The sequence below is a fragment of the Ktedonobacter racemifer DSM 44963 genome, assembly GCF_000178855.1.
Taxonomy (GTDB): Bacteria; Chloroflexota; Ktedonobacteria; order Ktedonobacterales; family Ktedonobacteraceae; genus Ktedonobacter; species Ktedonobacter racemifer.
Genome location: NZ_ADVG01000003.1, coordinates 1,125,383 through 1,146,441, shown reverse-complemented (window position 1 = coordinate 1,146,441; position 21,059 = coordinate 1,125,383). Strand labels below are relative to the sequence as shown.

Here is a 21,059-nt window from a genome sequence, read left to right as displayed (position 1 = left end):
ATTTGCATGTCTGCGATGGATCGAGAATCGACGGATCGAGAATCTATTTATGGTCCGGGCCCTTACGGGGGAACTAGTGTGTTTACTGGTGATCAGCAAGCGCCCTACAATGCCCAGGGCGGCGCTCCTACCCCTATGACGCCTGCTCCAGGGTATGCGCAAACGGGGCCGCTCGTATCGCCAAACACGACCAGGGCTCTACTCGCGCCCAACTCCACCTCATCACTCCTTGATGACACACAAGCCAGGACGCTGGGCAGGAGCAAGACGACCGCTCTACGCGAGCCTCTGCTTATCAAGGGCGAAGGGAAACGCGAAACAAGTATTCGCCCCCCACAGGGCAGACGCGTCGTTATTCAGATTTCGGTTGCGGTTCTGATGCTCTTTATTATGGTTGGAAGCCTGCTCGCGGTAAATACACTGGGAGGTCCCACTGGTGGTAATGCCGCCACGAATCCCACCAACCTGGGCCTCAACAATTCCAATAACCTCTCTGATTCGCAAGATCCCAATCAGAGTTCGATTCTCTCCCAGGCGGCGACGGCAACAGCGGTCTCGATTTACGGTAATAATGATGTTAGCTACTCAGATAACGGTTCGGGTGGCTCGGTGGCCGGTGGTTCCTCTAATCATGGAGCTTATGGGCAATGTACCTACTGGGCTGCAATGCGTTTTCATGCTGTGACTGGTGTCTGGGTGCCCTGGTATGGCAATGCCTGGGAATGGGCCTCTGGAGCGCTCCAGTATGGGTATCATGTCTCCTCTAAACCAAGCGTGGGCGCAATCATCGTCCTCCAGCCGGGAGTGCAGGGAGCGGGCGGTGTTGGACACGTGGCGTATGTCGAGAGCATCAATGCCGACGGCTCCGTCTATACCAGCAACTACAACTGGTATAACAATGGCGGTGGCTTCGCCAGGCTCTCCTACTGGACCTTCTATCCCGGCTCAGGCGTCTCCTTCATCACCCTTCCGTAAGGGTTTGAAATATTATCCCATGCATAAAAGGGCGAGGGGCGACAATGTCGCCCCTCGCCCTTTTATGCATGGAGGATATTTTACTTGCTTGCCACCAGGGCGAACATATGGCGAATGTCGTCATATGCGCTGTCGGCGACCGGGATAAAGCGCTCTATGCGACCGGCTTGCAGGTGTTGGGCCGCCTCGGGGTCCAGGTGCATTGAGAGCAATGCCGCGCGTATCTCTTGCCTGAGTTGTGGCTTCAGGCGGGTTGAGATAATTAGTGGGGGTACGCCCGAGGGACCGAACGCGTCAATGATGCGGAACTGCGCCACATACTCTGGCCGTTGCAGGCGCAGAACGTCGAGCACATGCGAATCGATGGCCGTAACGTCGGCGCGTCCATCGTGCACCGCCTGGAGCGATTGCAAGTGCGAGCCAGTCGCGAGGGCGCTGCGAAAGAAACTGGGGTCCAGTCCGCGCTGGTAGATGTTATAGCGCACCAGGTTGTAGCCCGAGTGGGACGAAAACTCGTTATAGGCCCAGTCCGATCCATAGAGATCGGTGAACGTGGTGTAGGGACTCTCCTGGCGAACCACGATATCGGAGAAATAAATGGCCCTACCCTGGTAACGATCGCCGTGGAGCGTAGGCGCGGCCAGTAACTCGACCTCCGAGGTCGGCTCGTCCCTAAGATGTACATAGAGGAGACCACAGAGAAAGGCGATATCGTGCTCGCCTGCTATCACCTCTTCCGGGGTCTCGCCGGTACGCAGCGTGGCGACCTGGCCCAGGTGCTCGCCGAGATAGCGTGTAATATAGGCGTAGGTCTCATAGAGCAGCGGCGAAAGATAGGTGGCGACGCGTAGTTCCTGATGGTCAGTCATATCCCTCACTGCTCCTTCCCGCTCAGTGTAGCCAGTTCCACCACCGGTTTTTGCATGCCTTCGAAGAGATAATAGCGGCTGGTGTGTAGTTGTAAGGCATCTTGTGAAGCAGGCGTGAGCGCGCCCTGATGCAGGCGAATCCAGTCATAGTAAGCAGGCGCCAGCTCATATGCCGCATAGGTATGCCGGGCCATTCCCTTAAGATGGGTGCCCAGGCCCGAACCTTGAAAGAGCACCAGGTTATACCAGAGGCGAGGACGCAGCGCGAACGAGGAGTAGCTCACCAGGCTCGGTACATTAGCCACGTTTAGCAATAGCTCCTGATCTATGCGGCTGATCTCGTCAACCAGGCCGGGCGAAAGTTGTGAACGCCGCTGGCTCACGAAGCCAACGAAGGAGAGCTGAGGGGCGCTTTTCAAGGCGTCTGGTCGATAGATGGCGATCCGATGCGCGCGGTTATTTGGCTCTACAAGTGTGTGCAGCCAGGGTTGTCTCTCATCTTCCTCGGGTATGGGTTGCTCTAGCAGGCAGCGTAAACGCGTGTGCATAAAATTGAGAACAAAGAGGTCGGACCGGTCCTTCTTGATGATGTTTCCTGATCTGGAGAATGCTGGCTGTGCATAGTTGAGGGTAGTGTTCATTGCTTTACCTCCTCTTAAAAAAGACATATGCCTCTGGTCATCATGCCATCAGCATGATAGTACAAATGTACGTCAGGTGTTTTCTCGTCTATACGTTTCTTTAAGGCAAGACCAAAGGGAGATACATACTAGTATTAGCGAGGACAACAACAGAGGCGGCGCATAGAAGAGCAGCAGAAGAGTGGCAGAGGGGTTGAGGAACGCGGGCTAGTAATTGCGTTTTGTCTTATCCACATACAAATTCCATCCTCGCAAAAATAATAGGGCGGCTCTCTCAGATAAAGTGAAGCTACTCGTATTGTAAAAGGCTGACCTTCCTTTTGTCAAGATATTATTGAGTTAATTTATCAACATACTCATAAATAGGTGCAGTTTAGCTTGGTAGATAGCGAGATAATAATGTAAAAGGGTACTTTTGCTAAATTGAGTGCCTGGATAGAGGCTATCGCAGGCTAGTAAACCTATAAAGAGCATATTATGAAGGAGCAGGAATCACGCGAGCCAGAGGCCGATGAATTCGCAACAGCGCAAGTTAATTCAGTGCATAAGTGCAATAAAAACGAAAACGCGGATTCTGATATAAAACGGGGAAATGAGTTAAAGCTAGAAGATCTGGCACATTTAGCGATTAATAACTCACTCCTTGAGTTTGTCATGCGGCTTCCTGCCCTGCCCATTTTGCAATCGCTCGCTCTGCCACAGGAAGCGTGGTACTCGCTTACACAAATGATGGACATTGGTCAGCACCTGGTAGAACTTGTCAAGCAACAGATGAGATGTGACCAGGTATTGTTATATACCCATACTTTTCCCGAAGGCTATACCTTTTTACTTAGTGCGTGTGGCCTCTCAGAGGAACAACTTCACAAGCGCTGCGCAGCCTCTGGCGCATACAGGCTGAGTGATTACTTTGACCAGGATGTTATTGAGCGCCTCCAGAACCAGGAAGTTATCATCCTACTGCGCTCCCAGATTCACCTACCTCCCGCGTTTGCTGACGACTTTGGCGAGCAAGTCATACTCATCGCTCCTCTCTGTGCCAGGCAGCACGTGGTTGGTCGTCTGGTCGTTGGCCGGGCAGATAAGGAAAAGCCTTTTTCTGAGCGAGATATTGAACTGGTGAAGGCTATCGCGACCCTAATTGTGCTGGTCCTCGAACGCCTATTGGCGATGCGAAAATGGATGGAAACTGCTGCCAGTGAGCAGGTGCTGGCAGAAACCAACCAGCGTATGAATGACTTCATCAATCTGACAAGCCATGAACTTAATACGCCGCTTACCGCCGAGATTGGAAGCATTCAACTGGCGCTGCATCGCTTGCAGCGCTTACGAAAAATTCAGCCAGATCACCCTGAAGTCCAGAGGCAGTTAGACCGCGTTGAAAGTGCTCTCCATAGTGCCTTGGAGAGTGCGCATCAACAGAAGCACATAATCAATTATATGGTCGATGACTCGCTGTTACAGAGCAATAGCCTCACTCTTAATAAACATCTCAATAACCTGGCTAATATTGTGCATGATGTGGTAGAAACGATGCAACCCGCCTATCCTCAACGTCTTATCCGCGTCTTTTTTGCTGATCAGGAGGCCGATTACCCGGTCTGCGTAGATAAGGACCGGATCAAAGAGGTGCTGCATTGTTTTCTTGAGAATGCCCTGGCTTATTCCTCGCGAGAGAGCGCGGTTGATGTAACCGTGAGCAAGAAAGGGAGTAAAGTCCAGGTCCAGATCCAGGATCGAGGGCCTGGCATCTCGCCTATAGACCTGGAGCATATATGGGAGCGTTTCTATCGCTCCCAAGGTCTTGGCGTGCAGCATCGACTCGATCTGAGTATGGGTCTGTCCCTCTATATTAGCAAGCGCCTGACCGAGCTTCATGGAGGCGAGGTAGGCCTGGAGAGCACCCCCGGCATCGGTTCAACCTTCTGGTTCTCTCTCCTGCTCTCCAAATAGGTGCTCTCACCAGCTGGGTCAAAAATAGTGAGAGGTGGTATGGCTGGCGATGCCAGCCATACCACCTCTCACTATTTTTTCTAGCCCATCTTTGTGATGTGCTCGGGTTCGATTACGATGATGACGCGCTCGTCACTGGGGTTATGCCAGGGGTAGACGTCCTCATTCATATATTTCTTGGCCATGGAGTTAATGAATGAGAGGTCCGTGTCGTCATCGAGGCGCACGACCTTGCCGCGAATCTCTAAATAGCGATAAGGATTGCTGGGATCGACAATGGAGATCGCCACGCGAGGCTCATTCACAACATTGCGATACTTCTGGCGTCCCCTGGTATTGCTAAAGCGTAAATATTGACCATCCCAACCAAACCAGACGGGATTGCTCTGAGGCTCCCCTTTGGGGCCAATAGTGGCGACATGCGCCAGGGCGGTGGTGTTCAAAATATCTGTATAGTTATCTGGAATAACAACGACCATGTATTTTTCTCCTTGTATTAACCGGTAAATTGTAGGGTCCAAGCTGGCTTGGACTCTCTTCGCGAAGGGATGTGCTCACCTTGCACGAATAAGGCCATGCAAGCATGGCCCCTACAGACTCATCCATAAGAGAGAACTACACCGCGAGCCAGTATATTCCCATGTAAATGACAAGGTTGTCAGAGCCGATGTTGCGCTAGCCCTGACAACCTTGTCATTTACCCATCTTCTTGCGTCGCTCAAAGTTGAAGATCAGGGCGTTTGATCTGGTATACTAAGAAGGCCAAAAGGTCCCTCTTTTTCCCCAAGCCTAGCATAACTTCGTGTTGAAAGAGGTATCATTGTTGTTGTGATGGTGGTATGTGCCTGGTCGTGGTATTCACCACGACCAGGCACATACCACCATCACAACGAGCAATTGCGGATAATGAGAAGCTCTGCCACTGATTATAATTGTTGATATACTAGCGGGAAGATATTTTATGCAAAATTTTACTGATTTCGCGCATCTGCATGTTCATACTGAGTACTCCCTGCTCGATGGTTTTAGCCGCATCAAGACGCTGGTGAAACAGGCCAAAGAGTTGGGCATGAAGCACCTGGCGATCACCGATCATGGCGCGATGTATGGCGCCCTGGAGTTCTACAAGGCGTGCAAGGCTAACGATATCCGTCCTGTGCTGGGCGTCGAGGCGTATCTGACCGAGGATATGAACGTCAAGGCCAAGAAGCGTGGTCAGCGTGACTATACTCATCTGCTCCTGCTGGCGAAGAATAACACTGGCTACCGCAACCTGATGAAGATGATGACCATCGCCAATACCGAGGGCATGTACGCCAACCACGCCAGGATCGATAAGAACATCTTCTCTCAATATGCCGAGGGCATCATTGCTACCTCCTCGTGCCTGGGCGGCGAGGTTCCCCAACTGTTGCTGGAGGGGAAGGAAAACGAGGCCAAGAACATTATTCGCTGGTACCAGGATGTGCTGGGACGAGGAAACTACTATCTAGAGATTCAGGAACATCATGGCCACGAGAAGAACGGCACGCCCTCTCCCCAAGACAAGCTGAATAAGATGCTCTATGGCTTGCACAAAGAGCTGGACGTACCCATGATCGTCACCAATGACCTGCACTATGTTCAGGATACGGACGCGCACGCGCACGAGGTCCTGCTCTGTGTGCAGACGGGTAGCACCCTCAGCGATCCCAACCGCTTCGCCTTCGATAGCAATGAATACTTCCTGCGTAGCCCGCAGCAGATGCTCGATCTCTTCCCAGAGCTACATGATGGCCTGCTCAACACGGTGCGCCTGGCGGAGCAGTGCGAGGTCGATCCCCTGGCCTACAAGGCGCAACTACCCAAAGTCGATATTCCACCCCAGTACGGCACGCCTGACGAGTTCCTCTATGCTCAGTGCCTTGAAGGCATTCGCTATCGCTTTGGCGAGCTGACCGAGCCGTTGAAGCGCCAACTTGACTATGAGTTGAGCATCATCGTGCAAAAAGGCTTTGTCCCCTACTTCCTGGTCGTGGCGGACTATGTGCGCTGGGCGCGTGAGCAGGGCATTCGCTGCCTGGCCAGAGGTTCGGCGGCTGGTAGCCTGGTCGCCTTTACGCTGGGTATTACCAACGTTGATCCTCTGCGTTATCAGTTGCTCTTCGAGCGCTTCCTCAATCCTGAGCGCGACGACATGCCCGATATCGATATGGACTTCCCCGATGACCGGCGTGAAGAGGTCATCCGCTACCTGGGTGAGAAGTATGGGCATGAGTGCGTGGCGCAGATGGTGACATTCAACAGTATGGCAGCCAAACAGTCGGTAAAGGACGTAGCGCGCTCGATGGGACGCCAGGACCTCGGCGATAAGATCTCACGCCTGATTCCTACAGGCCCCAAGATTACGCTGCAAGGCTCCCTCAACGATGTGCGCGACCTGAACGACCTCTACCAGCATGATGGCGAGGCCAAGGATCTGCTGGATATGGCGCTCAAACTGGAGGGCTCGGTGCGTTCGACGGGCGTGCATGCCGCGGGCGTGCTGGTCGCCAATGAGCCACTGGTCAATTTTGTGCCGCTCCAGAAGCGTGAGGGTCGTATCTCGACGCAGTACGAGCACTCCCACCTGGAAGAGATCGGCCTGATCAAATATGATATCCTGGGCCTCTCCAACCTGACCATCCTCGATAATGCCGTGAAGTTTATTAAAGAGTCACGAGGCGAGGACATCAATCTGGAGAAGTTGCCGCTGGACCCCACTGGCGATCCCGAGCTTGACCGCAAGCGCCAGAAGGCTTATGAACTCCTGGCGGCAGGCGAGACCACCGGCGTCTTCCAGTTGGAAAGCGCGAAGATGCGCGAGTATATCAAGATGCTCAAACCAACCTGCATCGAGGATATCACCGCCATGGTCGCGCTCTACCGTCCGGGTCCGATGGATAGTATTCCCGACTTCGTTGACGCCAAACACGGGCGCAAGAAGGTGACCTATCTCGATCCGCGCCTCTCGCAGTGGCTGGAGGAGTCGTACGGCGTCATCGTATACCAGGACCAGGTGCTCCTCATCGCTGTGAACCTGGCGGGCTTCTCCTGGGGCAAGGTTAACAAGTTCCGTAAGGCGCTCAGTAAGAAGATTATGCACGAGGTTGAGGGCTATAAGGGCGACTTCTTGAAGGGCTGCGTCAAGAACGGCGTGAAGCAAGAGGTCGCGGAGACGCTCTTTGAGCAGATCCTCCCCTTCGGCGGTTACGGCTTTAATAAGGCCCACGCCGCGAGCTACGCCGTCGTGTCCTTCTATACCGCCTACCTCAAGGCCAACTATACCGCCGAGTTCATGGCCGCGACCATGACCGCTGAGGCCGCGGATGCCAAGAAGATCGCCAACGCCATCGCCGAGTGTAAGCGTATGGGCGTCGAAGTGCTTGGTCCCGACGTGAATAAGAGCCAGAAGGGTTTCGCCATCGAGAACGGCGGCATTCGCTTTGGCCTGCTCGCCATCAAGGGCATCGGCGATGGCCCAATCGACGGTATCATCCGGGCGCGCGCCGAGGGCGGTCCCTTCAAATCGCTGGGCGACTTCTGTACCCGCGTCGATGCTCACGCGGTTGGTAAGGGCGCTATCGAGACGCTGATCAAGGTGGGCGCGATGGACTCGCTCATGCCCAGTGAGAACCAGCGCCATATCCTGCTGGCCTCGGTTGAGCGCGCGGTCCAGTATGGCAAGAGCGAGCGTTCAGCCAAGGAGCGTGGCCTGGTAAGCCTTTTTGGCGACCTGGAGGAGGTCGGCGGCTCGCTGGAGTTTAGTCTCTCGACCAATGCCCAGGAGATTCCGCGCAAGCAACTGCTGGAGTGGGAGCGCGAGCTGATCGGCGTCTATATTGCCAAGCATCCCCTGGCCTACCTGAGCGATATCTTTGTGGAGCGTGGAGCGACGCACACCATCGGCCAGGTGACCGAGGAACTGGACACCAAGAAGGTCACCGTGGGTGGCATGATCAAGGAGGCGCGGCGCATCACGACCAAGAAGGGTGATGATATGTGCGTCGTGCAGCTTGAGGACATGTATGGCACCCTGGGCATCACCATCTTTCCCCGCACCTATGAGCAGACCAAAGAGCTGTGGCAGGAGGGAAGCGTCGTACTCGTCAAGGGGACCGTCCAGGTGCGCCGCGACGAGCCTGGCATCCTCTGCGATAGCGTGGAGCCGCTCAAGAAGGCCGAGGAGGAGATGAACCGTAAGCGCTACCAGGTTTGGTTCACCGTCAATATCAGTGGCGATGACGACATCTCCGTCTCCAATGACATCATGAAGGTGCAGGACCTCCATCGCTGTCTGAGCGAGAAGCCGGGTCGCGACTACTACGAGATCTGCGTCTGTAACGGCGAATGGATGGTGCGCCTGACGCCGCACAACAACACCATGAACTACAACGACGTCCTGCACAGCCAGGTCGCCCGTATGCTCGGCAGCGACTCCATCCAGGTCACCGTCATGGATTAAATATAAGAGAAAACAACAGTGCACCCGGTCGCGTTCCGCGACCGGGTGCACTGTTGTTTTCTCTTATGCCTATCTACAAGCACTTGCTGAGGGTTGCTACGAGGACGGCCTTGGTGGTGTGCAGGCGGTTCTCGGCCTGGTCGAAGACAATGGATGCTTCAGACTCGAAGACCTCGTCGACGACCTCGGCCCCATCCAGGCCATACTCTTTGTAGAGTTTCTGCCCCAGCACGGTCTGTTTGTTGGCGATGGCGGGGAGGCAGTGCATAAATTTGGCGTTGGGATTGCCGGTCAAGGCCATAGCGCGGCTATTGACCTGGTAGGGGAGAAGTTGCTGGATGCGCTCGCCCCACTGGCTGGTGTCCTCGCCCATGGAGAGCCAGACATCAGTGTGGATAAAGTCGCAGCCCTTGACCGCGCTCTCCAGGTCTTCGGTTACCGTGATGCGCGCACCTGTCTCCAGGGCCAGAGTCCGTATATAATCCAGATTTCTCTCATCCGGCCAGTAGGCCTTGGGGCCGCCCAGGCGGATATCCATGCCCAGTTTGGCCGCGCCCAGCAGGAGCGAGCGTCCCATGTTGAAACCAACGTGTCCCAGGAAGGCAAAGGCGACCTCGCTGAGTGGCTTTGATGTATGCTCGCGCATCGTAAGCAGATCGGCCAGGACCTGGAGGGGATGCTCCTCATCGGTCATGCCATTCCAGACCGGAACGCCAGCGTAGCGGGCCAGGGCCTCAATATTTTGCTGGCTAGCGCCACGATACTCGATGCCGCTATACATGCGTCCCAGCACACGCGCGGCATCCTGGATTGTCTCTTTATAGCCGATGTGTGAGCCGCTGGGGCCGATATAGGTGACCTGCGCGCCCTGCTCAAAGGCAGCGACCTCGAATGAGCTGCGCGTACGTGTGGAATCCCTCTCGAATATCAGCACAATATTCTTGCCGCGCAAACGTTGTGTCTCGCGTCCCTCCGCCCTGGCGGCCTTCAGCTCGGCTGACAGGTCGAGCAAATAGTGAATTTCTTCTGCCGAGAAATCCTTCAGCGTGAGTAGGCTCTTGTTATACAAGTTAAAAGGCATACGGTCTCTTCCTCCTGCTGTGATGTGGCCAGTGGATATCAGGCCAGCGTTACCGGGTCGATCCAATGGTCGCCAGTGCTTGTGTCTACGCCATTGTAAGAGGTACAGGTGATATGGAACATTCGCACAGTCAGGAGAGAAAAGATGAAGGCTCTCATTTCCTGCTTAGCCCTTTTTGCCTGATGCACCACATGGCCGCCCTGCGCGTGGAGGACGGCTCTTAACCAGAGCACTGATTAAACACAATTATATCTCATGATTTTCTCAAGATGCCAGGGGAATTTACGTTCTAACCCCATAAGCACCCTTTGCTCTTTTGACAAGCATATTTACATATTGATATGTTATACTTACAAGTAATTGAGCAGTTTATAAAGATTCTTCGGGGGAATAGTATCTTATAAATGCTCATGCACCCTCAGCCCGATAGAGAGAGATAGATCGGCTTCTTTCTTTCCTTCCTTCTAATGTTCTATTGAAAACATGATTGGGGGTATGTTGTACTATGCGACGCCAAAAATCTCTCGTGTCCTTCGCCCTCCCTATGCTTATGGCACTTTTAAGTGCCCTGGTCCTGACTGGTTTTAGTGGAGGAGCAGCTAGAGCCAATGTCTCTACTACCACTAGTCTGAACACGGCTTTTACGCAAGCTTCTCAGGAGAGTGGAGTTCCCATCTCGATTCTTAAGGCGCTCTGTTATATGGAGGGGCGTCTAAGTAATCATGCAGGCCATCCTAGCCTTGATGGAGGCTATGGATGTATGCACTTGATTCAAAATGAGCGCGGTGATACGCTTACCCAGGCAGCTAAAGCGCTACATGTAGATCCACAGCAGTTGAAAAGCGATAGCGCGACCAATATTCGTGGTGGCGCAGCTGTGCTGCGTGATGAGGCCATTCAGCTCTCGCCCAGCCACACGCTACCAGGGAACCTGGGTGACTGGTATGGCACGCTTGTGGCATACAGCCATGCCACAACGCATTCCACTGCATTGATGTATGCAGATGCACTATTTAAAATTGTGCAGAACGGCTTTAGTGCTCCTAATGAAACTGGAGAGGTCGTTACGCTTGCTCCTGAGAGCGTGAAGGTCAACAAGGCAACCGCGAAGAATATCAAGGCTGCGACTACGATACCTTCGGGTTGCCAGGTCGATGCCAATGTTGACTATCCAGGCGCTGTCGACTGTATTTTGGACCCTAACGCCTATGATTGTACTCCCCCACCGGCAGTTTATCCCTATTGTACGTATGAGAGTGCGAATCGTCCTACCGATCTGAGCGTGAACTATGTCGTTATTCACGATACCGAAACAAGTCTGCAGGGGGCGCTAAACGTCTTCCAGTCTCATACGTCGGGCGTCAGTATCCACTATATTGTAGATACTGATGGAACGGTATATGAACTTTTGCATGACAAGGATTTCGCGTATCATGTAGGCAACTACTGGTACAACCAGCATTCCGTTGGTATCGAGAATATTGGTTATGATGCGACAGGCTTCCTCTGGTATAACGCCGCGCAGTATCTCGCTTCGGCCAAGCTGACTGCCTACCTGGTTAACAAGTACAATATTCCTTTGGACCATGATCACATCGTTTCGCATGGAACGGTCCCATCACCAGGCCTCTCCACCAACCATGTCGATCCGGGTCCCTACTGGCTCTGGACCTACTACCTCAACCTGGTACAACAGCAGTCAGGTGCTCCGTTTACGGCCAAGAGTAAGGATACACATATCATTACGCTCAAGCCTTCAACGGATAAGAAGCCCCTTGGTAAGAATGGGACAGAGACGCCCGCTAACTTTAACTTTTTCTATCTCTACACCGGGCCGAGTACTCAATCGGCGCGCATCCCCCAACTGGGTGACCCAACTGATGTAACGGATGAGACCAACAACGTCGAGACGAACATCAGTTACTACTACCTGGCGAAAGTTAAAGACCCGGCAGGAACAGGGGATACACTCTATGAGATCTGGTATGGAGAATCCGACCAGGCGCATAGCACGCCCTCCAGCCTCGTGCAGTCGGCGCACCTGGCCTGGCTCGCCGTACCTCCTGGTGCTGCGGTAGAGGGACAGGGAACAGCGGTGACGCTGAATGATCCCAGTGGCACAGTTCCCATCTATGGCAAGCCCCAGACGGGAGCCACGGTCATTGCAACGGCGCCTAGCAACGCTGTCTTTGTCTCAGGCTATACCTTTGTTGAAGATGGCACCACTAACCTCTGGTACGAGATTAACTACAATCATCGCCAGGCCTGGGTGCCAGCCAGCGCTATTACCCCAGTCCAATCAATCAAGACTGGGAACTAGAGCTCGCTACTTGGCGTACGTGGTTAGGGACACTCCGGCTCGACTATGGTGCTGATCAAAACTCTCTTCTATACAGGTGTTCGAGTCAGCGAGCTGGTCGCGATTCGCCTTGATGAAGTCGATGCTGAACGTTGCCAGATTCGCATCACGCAGGGGAAAGGGAGCAAGGATTGCCAGGTTCCCTTTCCCCACACCTTTCGCGAACTACTGGCGCTCCATATGGAGCGCCAGTAGTTCGCGAAAGGGGCAATATACCTGTTCGAGTCTGTACGCAAGCACAAATACACCGATCGGGGTGTGCGCAAGATGCTGACCCGCTATGCAGTTCAGGCAGGGATTACGCGTTCGATGTCTCCCCACAAATGGAGGCACTTCCTCTTCACCTGGCTCAAAAAAGAGGGCATTGATGATGCCTCTCATCCAGCCCTACTCTGGACACGCGACACGCCAATCACTAGAGATCTACTCCCGGCTTTCACTGGCAGACGCTCAACCCTCATACAATCAAGCTATGGAGCGCTTCCCTATTCAGTAGCTCAATGTCCCACTAGGCCGAAAAAAGACACATCTCCGCAATGTGGCCCTCAGCTGCTCCTGCGAAGGCAGTCACCGGAAGCATGCGGGCCACCCGCAGAGCATTGTCGTGTGCTCTCTCGATCCGCAAGAGCTACCCAATTCCCTCCACAATAGCTCGGCCTTGTGGATTGGCCGCGCTCCATTCCGTCGCAATCAAGCGGCGACCGGTGAGCTCTTGCGAAGCGTCGGAGGCGAGAAACACAGCCGGAGCCTGCATGATCTCCGGTTGGAGCAAACGCGCCTGGATATTCGCTGGCGTCGAAGCTGGGACCATACCGGTATTGGTCGCGCCACCCGGCTGCAGAATATTGACCCGAATACGCGCCTCAATCAGCTCCTGTCCCCAGATGGCCGAGGCAGACTCAAGCGCAGCCTTCGACGGTCCATAGGGAGAAAAACCGCGCCGTTTCATCCCTTCATAGTCCATACTGATGTTAATGATGCTCCCCTCTCGCTGCTGCTCCAGCAGACGTGTCACAACTGCACGAGCCATATAGAATGGTCCATTGACATTCGTGTCTATAATCATATGCCAGGCCGCAGGCTCTGCTTCCCAAAAGCGAGTGGGCTCCATCAGAAAAGAAGCATTGACATACTTCATGCCTCGACCGGCGTTATTGACCAGGATATCGACGTGCCCAAACCGTTGGATGGTCTGTTCCACTACCTGTTCACATGCCTCTGGATTCGTCACATCGGCGAGCAGTGCCAACACACGTTCAGACCCATCCTGCTTCGCGAGTTGATCGAGTTCGGCCTGTTCACGCGCAGCAGTTACGGTCACTGATGCACCTTCTTGTAAGTATGCCTTCGCGATCGCGCGTCCTATCCCTCGTCCCGCTCCGGTCACGATCGCGACCTTTCCATCAAGCTTTCCCATTTCGGTTTCTCCTTGTTGTCTCTTCAATACAAACGATCAGCACGTTTCAGCCACAAGCTGGCCAAAAAACGACCGACGCAAGAACATCTTCTTACGTCAGATATGGTGCCATTTTTGCGTCATAGAAAGCCAAAGTTTACATCCTGCTCATTTGCAGATAGGTAAACAGCTCTTGTCACCAGCAACGTTCACCATGATTGGTAGAGCAACGGCTTCTAACCCTCGACGAACCTGACCGTCTCGTCGAGCGGTGCCCGGCCCAGACGGGCGTGACTCACCGTGACGTCCTCGAACCCGATCGACATGCCGCAGAAGAGGATGAGCTCGTCCGGGGGGGATAGGATCTCCGCGACGGTCTTGTGATACTTCGCCCACGCCATCTGCGTACAACTGTGCAGCCCTTCGGCGCGGAGCAGCAGCATGACCGTCTGCAGATACATGCCGACGTCGGCCCATTGGGGCGGGCCCATGTCGCGGTCGATGTAGCAGAACAGGGCGGCGGGCGCGCCGAAACAGTCCCAGTTCGCGGCAGCGGCCCTCTGGCGCGCCTCCCAGTCCTCGCTCGAGATACCGAGTGCGCCGTAGCGCTGCTTGCCGAAGGCGGATCGGCGCTCGTGGTACGGGGACTTCAGTGCGGGCGGGTACATCTCGTACTCCTGCTCGTCCCAGGGGTCGCCTGCGGCCACACGCTCGCCGGCGCGCTTCTTGAGCTCGGCCAGCGGCGCGCCGGTCAGCACGTAGGCGTGCCACGGCTGGAGGTTCGATCCGGACGGCGACCAAGCCGCGGCGGACAGCACGCGCTCCAGCACCTCCTTCGGGATAGGCCGGTCGGTGAATCCGCGCACTGCCCGTCGGCTCGTGACCGCCTCATAGACGTCCAAGATCTCCTACCTTCCTAAAAGGCGCGTTCGCCACGTCGACGACCACCTGAGCGCCGACAAGCGCTTGAGCTAACCCCTCACCAGTGATGGTGTTGACGCCTGTGCTAGGTGACGCCGCCACGACCTGATGGCCAAGTTCACGAAGCTTGTTCACAAGCTTTTTTCCGATGAGTCCACTGCTACCGATAACCACAATCTTCATACTGAACCTTCTACTTCGTAGCCCATAAGTCGGGCTTGTGATGTCTAAACATCTATTCTGATGCGCGTTGGAAAGCCTTGGATAAGCATGCTATGGAATTTCCATAGAAGATCATCAACACCTCTGTTACCAATCAAAGGCTCGCCAGTTCGATGTGCATATGCTTGCAGAATACACATGCATTGATGTGCACTCACATTCTCAGCAATCTCTACCAAGAAGAAGCCTTGCAGTCAGAACGTGTGCTGACCTTTGCAGGAAGCATAGTCTAGAAAGAGAGTCCCTTCAAGAGTCATTTTTGCAAATTTCATGGTATCATTTGCTGGAGGCTTCCTTTTCAATCATGGCAAAAAGACGACAAGTACTTCAAAACACAGCAGATCTTGCCCTCAATCACACACTCACGATGCCATTGTATCGCCAGTTGTATGATCGACTGCGTCATGCCATCCTCAGTGGTCAATTGCACCCAGGTCAAGTCCTCCCATCAACACGGGCTCTGGCAAGCGAATTAGGTATTTCTCTGAATACAGTGAGCAATGCCTATGAACAACTCTGTGCTGAAGGCTATATCGAGAGAAAGGTCGGCCAGGGGACCAGGGTGGCGTGCGACCTTCCTGAGACCTTTTTCCTTCCCAAAGGAGTTCCACAGAGAAACACAGCTCCCGACGAAAGCACACACGCCACCCCCTTCTTGTCTCACCTGGGAGAGGATTTAACGCGCCAGGCCCCTGTGTCCTCCATCCAGACCTATCGTCGACCGACTCCCCCACGTGCTTTTCGCACAGGCACCCCAGACCTCCGTGCATTTCCCTTTCAGCAGTGGAACCAGATCGCGGCTCACTGCGCACGATCTCTGCTGAGAAACATGGCCGCTTATCAGGAGATCGCAGGCTATTACCCGCTCCGTGAAGCGATCGCCAACCATGTGAACATCACACGAGGCGTGTATTGCCAGGCCGAGCAGGTCATTATTGTGCCAGGAGCGCAGGCAGCATTAGATATGGCAGCACGCCTCCTCTTGAACCCAGGTGATCTTGCCTGGATGGAAAATCCGGGCTATCTCGGAGCACAACGGGCTCTCCTCAACGCGGGCGCGCAACTGGCTCCTATCCCTGTGACATCGGAAGGGATCAATGTTGCAATTGGGCAAAAGCGGTATCCCCAAGCTCGCCTGGCCTACGTCACTCCATCTCATCAATTTCCGCTGGGTGTTACCATGCATCTGTCGCAACGCATTGCCCTCCTGCAATGGGCGAAGCAAGCCAATGCCTGGATTCTCGAAGATGATTATGACAGCGATTATCGCTTCAGTGGTCGACCACTTGATGCCTTACAGGGACTTGATCTCGCCCAGCGCGTCATCTACATTGGAACGTTCAGCAAAGTGCTTTTTCCAGCACTTCGTATCGGCTATCTGATCGTCCCTCCCCAACTCGTCCCCCCTTTTCTCTCCCTCTGTAGTTCTACCCATATTCACGTGCCTATTCTTGACCAATTGACCCTGGAAGCCTGGATGACCAAAGGGTATTTTCTGCGTCATATCCGCCGTATGCGCGATCTCTATGCGGCCAGAAGGACGCTCCTCATCGAGTCGTTGCAGAAGGAACTTGGGGGAAGCATAGACGTGCAGCCTCCTCAAGCCGGTTTACATCTGATGGGTTGGCTTCCGCCGAAGCTTGATGATCAGCAGATTGCACAACAAGCAGCAAGCTGCGGGCTCGAGATCATTCCCCTGTCCGCGTTGACGCTCGGTTCTTCTCAACGAGGAGGTCTTGTTCTTGGCTATGGAGCCGTCAATGAGCAGGAGATTCAGGCTGGCGTTCGTCAACTGGTGAGCGTTTTTCCCTCATAGTGCGAAACCTTTTCAGGGGAAGCTGATTCTGCAAGGACCGTTTGCGAGAAGCCTTGTCGGGCATCCCATAAGCCCGGCCCTGCTGACCAGAGCGGTGGTTGTCAGCGGGGCCTTGGACCGGCATGGACAGCATTGAGAAGCAGATCGAGGACTTCGCCTTCGTGTCGGACCTGGCGTTGCCCGTGGCACGGGAGATCACCCGGCCGATCGCTGAGGGAGCACGTGGAGCAGGAGGCCGACCCAGCGGCTGCGGGCGTCTCTGCGTGGGCAGTCTTGAGGTACTGCGTGCGCTTCGGCAGCGCCGGCGTCGCCGGGCTCCTAGGGTGTGGTGGTTGCGGTGCGATAGAACTCGGCTGCGGTGACGGTGGCGGGGACGCCGAGTTCGGCGGCGACCGCGGTGATCGCGGTGGCGCCGACGGCGAGGTCGGCTTGGCCGTCGGTGGTGAAATACGGTGCGATGAACGTCTCGTAGTGGGCTCGGGCTTCGTCTGCGGTGTGTCGGCCGAGGAACGTCTGGATGTGCCGCACCGTAGTGTCGGATTCGTTGTGGATCACCTGCAAGGCGCGCCGGTGGGCTCGTACGACGGCCTGGACCGCGGGGTCGTCTGGGTGGATATAGGTGGGGTCGACGGCCACGCCTACGGTGGGGATCTGGAAGTGGTCGCCGACCCAGGCCAGCACCTGCCAGCCGTGCTCGGCGGCTATCGCCTCCGGTGCCATGGTGCTGCCGACCAGGGCGGCGTCGATCCTGCCGCCGTGCAGCCAGCGTAGGTCCATGCCGTAGTCGCCGGGCGGGCGGACGATGGTGTGGATGTCGCGGTCCGGGTCGAGGCCGACCTGGCGCAGCACGATCCGGGCGAAGCACCCGGGTGCGGTGTGGGGGGCGTGTACCGCCAGCCGTCGGCCGGCCAGGTCGGCCAGGTCGGTCAGGCCGGGGCGGGCGAGGAACCAGAACAGCGGGCGGTGGGTGTTGACATTGAGCGCGACCCAGGGGATGCCATCGGCCAGTCGGGACAGCAGTGCCCGGCCGAGCCCGATGGTGGCGCTGTGGCGCAGTCGCTCCTCGTCCCAGGAGCAGCCGTCGCGCAGCGCGACGTGGACGCCCTCGTCGGCGTAGTAGCCCTGCTGGTCGGCGATGTAGGCGACCAGTTCCTCGTGCAGGCCCCGCCCGACGTAGGCGAGATCGATCGTGTACATGAACGTTTTTCCTTTTTCCTTGATCGTGTCACCGCCATGCGCCCGCGCGTGCCGCAGGCCCGGCTGCTGCGGCCCATGGTGCTGAGGTGACGATGTGCCGGATGCGGTCCGTCCGTCGGCCGGACCGCATCCGGTATGGCCCGGTGTGCGGAGGACAGCGGGGCGTCAGTACATGGACATCCCGCCGTTGACCGCGGCCGTGGTGCCGGTCATGAAGGCGTTGTCCTCGCTGGCATAGAAGGCGACCGCTTGGGCGACGTCGCCCGGGTGTGCCAGGCGGCCCAGGGGGGTTGCGGCCACCTGCCGCTGCTTGTGCTCCTCGTCGAGCACATCCGCCATGCGGGTGCCCTCCACCGGGCCGGGCTCGACGATGTTGACTGTGATGCCTCGCGGGCCCAGTTCCTGGGCGAGGTACCGGGCGAACTGCGCCAGTGCGGCCTTGGCCGTGCCCAGTGCGATCATGCCCTCCCGGGGCTGGCGGCTGAGGCCGGTACCGAGGTAGATGATGCGTCCCCAGCCCTGTTCGGTCATGGCGGGCAGGACGGCTTTGGTGACCACGAACGCCGCACGCATCTCGTCGTCGAGCTTGCCGCCCAGTTCTTCCCACGCCATGTCCTGGAACGGCTTGATCACATACGGGGTGAGCGCGTTGTGCACGAGCACGTCGATGCCGCCCCATGCCGCCTGGACCTGCTCGATCATGCTCTCGACCGCCGCTGCCTCGCGCACGTCGGCCTGCACGGCCATGGCCTGGCCGCCTGCGGCCTCGATGCCGGCCACGACCTCCTTGGCTGCCGTGCCGCTGCGGAGGTAGTTGACCACCACGCGCATCCACCGCGCGGCCAGAAGGCGCGCGGTGGCCGCACCGATTCCGCTGCTGGCCCCTGTCACCAATGCCACCCTGCCGGTTGCTCCAGTCACGGGTCCACCTCCTGCTCATCATCGCGGGCCGTCGGCAGCAGTCCAATACATCTCACTTTAGGCTCCTTTCTTTTGGTAAGGGGTGAGGCAAAGAGGATCAAGCAAATCGACGAAATCGAGAAAGCTTTCATCAGGCTCAAAGGGTTTGGGAGGAGGCTGAGCTCGCTTCTTCGCTTGGCACTTGTTGGGCGCTGGCTTGACCTTAACGAAATCGACATACCATATTTTTTTCTGTAAGTCAATAGCTTATGATATTCAAGTTCAAGGCTTGTGAATGAGAGGAAGGGTCACCGTAAAGGTCGAGCCTTTCCCAACTGTGCTGTCCACCGTGATGGTTCCTTCATGATGTTTGACGATCTCGGCCACGATGTACAACCCCATGCCCAGGCCAGGGATCGCTCGCTGCCTCAGATCTGTGACCCGATAAAAGCGCTCAAAAATCTTGTCGCGCTGTTCGCGCGGGATCCCCAGGCCATGATCGCGGACATGGACCGTGACCGCATCTTCGGATGGAGAGAGGTCAACCTCAACTGCCTCGGCGTCAGGAGAATACTTAATGGCATTGCTGATCAGGTTGGTGAAGACCTGTCCAAGTCGGTCTCGATCCCCGACTAAGCTGGCCCGCACGCTCCCGCAGACCAGGATGGTATGGCTTGGATGGAGGTGGTGGATGGTGGCTGTGACCTCCCGCAACAACTCGTCGAGGTCCACTCGCTCCCGCCGATACTCGAGGCTCCCTGCCTGCATCCTGGAGACATCCAGTAACTCTGTGATCAGGCGTTCCAGTTGCTTGATAGGCCCCTCCACCCGGGCAAGCGCGGTGGCCGCCTCGGGCTGGGAGTGCTTTTCGAGTCGTTTGCGCACCAGTTGGATCTGCAGTTTGACCGCAGTGAGTGGGGTCTTCAGTTCATGGTTGGCCATGCTAATAAAGTCATCCTTGCGCTGCTCCAGTTCCTTGCGCGCCGAATTATCCAGCACAAAACTGATTGCTTGGAGTGGGTGCTGTTTTAAGACCACCCCGCACACGAGCACCGGAAGGCGGCTGCCGTCTTTACACACGTACTCTTTCTCATATGTCACCGACTGCTGCGTGGTCAGTTCCTGATGCGCTTGCCGGGTACAAGCTAGATGCTCTGGAAGCGTCATGCGCATCACGTTCATGCGCCCGGCGCGCAGGTCTTCGCGGGTATAGCCAGTCATGCGCAGAAAGGTGTCGTTCGCGTCCACTATCTGCTCGCCTTCGATGACACTGATCCCGATCATGCTGGAGTTCATCAGGACGCTTGCCCGTTCCTGACTCTGGCGTAAGGCTTCCTCCGCTCGTTTCTGGTCTTCGATATCGGTGCTGGTGCCAAACCACTTGACGATTTGACCGCCTTCATCGCGCATCGGCATGGCGCGCGTTAAGAACCAGCGATACTCTCCATTCTGGCCATTTCTGAGACGCTCTTCGTGCTCATACATGGTTCCCGTGTCCAGGGCATGTTGCCAGAGAGCCTGGTTGCCTGCGCGATCATCAGGGTGGATGAACTGAAGATGAGCCCAGCGGTCGCTTTGGATGTGCTCATGTGTCAGCCCGGTGTAGTCACGCCAGCGCTGGTTCATGTAGTCGTGCTGGCCGTCGGATCGTGTCACCCATACCTGCTGCGGCACCGTTTCGGCCAGCACGCGCAAGCTCTCCCGGCTTTCTTTGAGCTGCTGCTCCGCTCGTTTCTGCTTCTCAATGTCGGTGCAGGTACCAAACCACTTGACGATCTGGCCGGTATCATCACGCACCGGCATGGCGCGAGTCAAGACCCAGCGATAGACTCCGGTCTGACCATTTCTGAGACGTCCTTCGCACTCAAACATTTCTCCCGTGTCCAGAGCATGCCGCCAGAGAGCCTGGTTCCTTGCACGATCATCGGGGTGGAGGAACTGGAGATGGTCCCATCTTTGTACTCGTTCAGGCGCGAACCCAGTGTAGTCACGCCAGCGCTGGTTCGTGTACTCATGCAAGCCGTCGGGTTGGGCTGTCCACACGAGTTGTGGCACTGTCTCGGCAAGGACGCGAAAGTTCTCCTCGCTGGCTTTGAGCTGCTGCTCAGCTCGTTTCTGCTCATCACCATGCATGATGGGCGCCTTCAATAGTGGAAGAGTGAGATGCTCGGTCTGTTTTTCATTCAACATCACGCAGTAATTCTCCCTTTCATGTGGTCCCATCCCTGGAAGGAAGGTGCTTCCCT

Annotated in this window: 14 protein-coding genes and 3 pseudogenes; 7 read left to right on the top strand and 10 right to left on the bottom strand. The window is 55.9% G+C overall.

Annotated elements, in window-relative coordinates; all coding sequences use genetic code 11:
* Window positions 1–6: 6 nt before the first annotated feature.
* Window positions 7–975 (top strand): CHAP domain-containing protein, encoded by a 969-nt coding sequence (locus tag KRAC_RS63025; protein ID WP_007915225.1) that lies wholly within the window; start codon window positions 7–9, stop codon window positions 973–975.
* A gap of 80 nt (window positions 976–1,055) precedes the next feature.
* On the opposite strand, the gene KRAC_RS33985 is transcribed toward KRAC_RS63025, so the two are convergent.
* Window positions 1,056–1,844 carry a PhnD/SsuA/transferrin family substrate-binding protein gene (locus KRAC_RS33985; RefSeq protein ID WP_007915224.1) on the bottom strand — a complete coding sequence of 263 codons (789 nt, stop codon included), beginning with the start codon at window positions 1,842–1,844 and terminating at the stop codon, window positions 1,056–1,058.
* A gap of 5 nt (window positions 1,845–1,849) precedes the next feature.
* Complete coding sequence (locus KRAC_RS33980) at window positions 1,850–2,485, bottom strand: hypothetical protein (RefSeq protein WP_007915220.1); 636 nt, start codon at window positions 2,483–2,485, stop codon at window positions 1,850–1,852.
* 477 nt (window positions 2,486–2,962) lie between these two features.
* On the opposite strand from KRAC_RS33980, the gene KRAC_RS33975 reads away from it, so the two are divergent.
* Window positions 2,963–4,438, top strand: coding sequence for a GAF domain-containing sensor histidine kinase (locus tag KRAC_RS33975; RefSeq protein WP_007915218.1), 1,476 nt, complete (start codon window positions 2,963–2,965; stop codon window positions 4,436–4,438).
* A gap of 80 nt (window positions 4,439–4,518) precedes the next feature.
* Here KRAC_RS33975 and KRAC_RS33970 read toward each other — a convergent pair whose 3' ends face one another.
* Entirely contained in the window at window positions 4,519–4,917 is a 399-nt protein-coding gene (locus tag KRAC_RS33970; protein WP_007915212.1) for a PPOX class F420-dependent oxidoreductase, read from the bottom strand.
* A 482-nt stretch (window positions 4,918–5,399) separates the two neighbouring features.
* Here KRAC_RS33970 and dnaE point away from each other — a divergent pair, with 482 nt between their 5' ends.
* Complete coding sequence (gene dnaE, locus KRAC_RS33965) at window positions 5,400–8,921, top strand: DNA polymerase III subunit alpha (RefSeq protein ID WP_007915210.1); 3,522 nt, start codon at window positions 5,400–5,402, stop codon at window positions 8,919–8,921.
* 73 nt (window positions 8,922–8,994) lie between these two features.
* On the opposite strand, the gene argF is transcribed toward dnaE, so the two are convergent.
* Window positions 8,995–10,002 carry an ornithine carbamoyltransferase gene (gene argF / locus KRAC_RS33960; protein WP_007915209.1) on the bottom strand — a complete coding sequence of 336 codons (1,008 nt, stop codon included), beginning with the start codon at window positions 10,000–10,002 and terminating at the stop codon, window positions 8,995–8,997.
* A gap of 505 nt (window positions 10,003–10,507) precedes the next feature.
* On the opposite strand from argF, the gene KRAC_RS33955 reads away from it, so the two are divergent.
* The 3 genes and pseudogenes from KRAC_RS33955 to KRAC_RS78545 all read left to right on the top strand — a co-directional run bounded on the left by KRAC_RS33955 (window position 10,508) and on the right by KRAC_RS78545 (window position 12,857).
* On the top strand, window positions 10,508–12,322 hold the full coding sequence (locus KRAC_RS33955; protein ID WP_007915205.1) for an N-acetylmuramoyl-L-alanine amidase: 1,815 nt from the start codon (window positions 10,508–10,510) through the stop codon (window positions 12,320–12,322).
* 45 nt (window positions 12,323–12,367) lie between these two features.
* A pseudogene (locus KRAC_RS76555) lies at window positions 12,368–12,673 on the top strand (tyrosine-type recombinase/integrase); the annotation flags it as partial.
* 55 nt (window positions 12,674–12,728) lie between these two features.
* On the top strand, window positions 12,729–12,857 hold the full coding sequence (locus tag KRAC_RS78545) for a hypothetical protein (RefSeq protein ID WP_274532174.1): 129 nt from the start codon (window positions 12,729–12,731) through the stop codon (window positions 12,855–12,857).
* A gap of 132 nt (window positions 12,858–12,989) precedes the next feature.
* Here the strand turns inward: KRAC_RS78545 and KRAC_RS33945 are convergent, their stop codons facing one another.
* From KRAC_RS33945 to KRAC_RS33935, 3 genes and pseudogenes are all read right to left on the bottom strand, one after another.
* A complete protein-coding gene (locus KRAC_RS33945) occupies window positions 12,990–13,778 on the bottom strand; it encodes an SDR family NAD(P)-dependent oxidoreductase (RefSeq protein WP_007915203.1) in 789 nt (262 codons plus the stop codon).
* A gap of 215 nt (window positions 13,779–13,993) precedes the next feature.
* A complete protein-coding gene (locus KRAC_RS33940) occupies window positions 13,994–14,659 on the bottom strand; it encodes a nitroreductase (RefSeq protein ID WP_007915201.1) in 666 nt (221 codons plus the stop codon).
* 19 nt (window positions 14,660–14,678) lie between these two features.
* A pseudogene (locus KRAC_RS33935) lies at window positions 14,679–14,861 on the bottom strand (NAD-dependent epimerase/dehydratase family protein); the annotation flags it as partial.
* Window positions 14,862–15,204: 343 nt separating this feature from the next.
* On the opposite strand from KRAC_RS33935, the gene pdxR reads away from it, so the two are divergent.
* Window positions 15,205–16,716 (top strand): MocR-like pyridoxine biosynthesis transcription factor PdxR, encoded by a 1,512-nt coding sequence (gene pdxR / locus KRAC_RS33930; RefSeq protein WP_007915198.1) that lies wholly within the window; start codon window positions 15,205–15,207, stop codon window positions 16,714–16,716.
* A gap of 318 nt (window positions 16,717–17,034) precedes the next feature.
* Here pdxR and KRAC_RS33925 read toward each other — a convergent pair whose 3' ends face one another.
* The 3 genes and pseudogenes from KRAC_RS33925 to KRAC_RS33915 form a co-directional block, all read right to left on the bottom strand.
* Window positions 17,035–17,913: an ABC transporter substrate-binding protein gene (locus KRAC_RS33925; protein ID WP_007915195.1), complete on the bottom strand. Its 879-nt coding sequence runs from the start codon at window positions 17,911–17,913 to the stop codon at window positions 17,035–17,037.
* A gap of 165 nt (window positions 17,914–18,078) precedes the next feature.
* Window positions 18,079–18,834, bottom strand: a complete 756-nt coding sequence (locus KRAC_RS33920; protein WP_007915193.1) for an SDR family NAD(P)-dependent oxidoreductase — start codon at window positions 18,832–18,834, stop codon at window positions 18,079–18,081.
* A 261-nt stretch (window positions 18,835–19,095) separates the two neighbouring features.
* Window positions 19,096–20,937 (bottom strand): annotated as a pseudogene (locus KRAC_RS33915) (PAS domain S-box protein); the annotation flags it as partial.
* Between the last annotated feature and the right edge of the window lie 122 nt (window positions 20,938–21,059).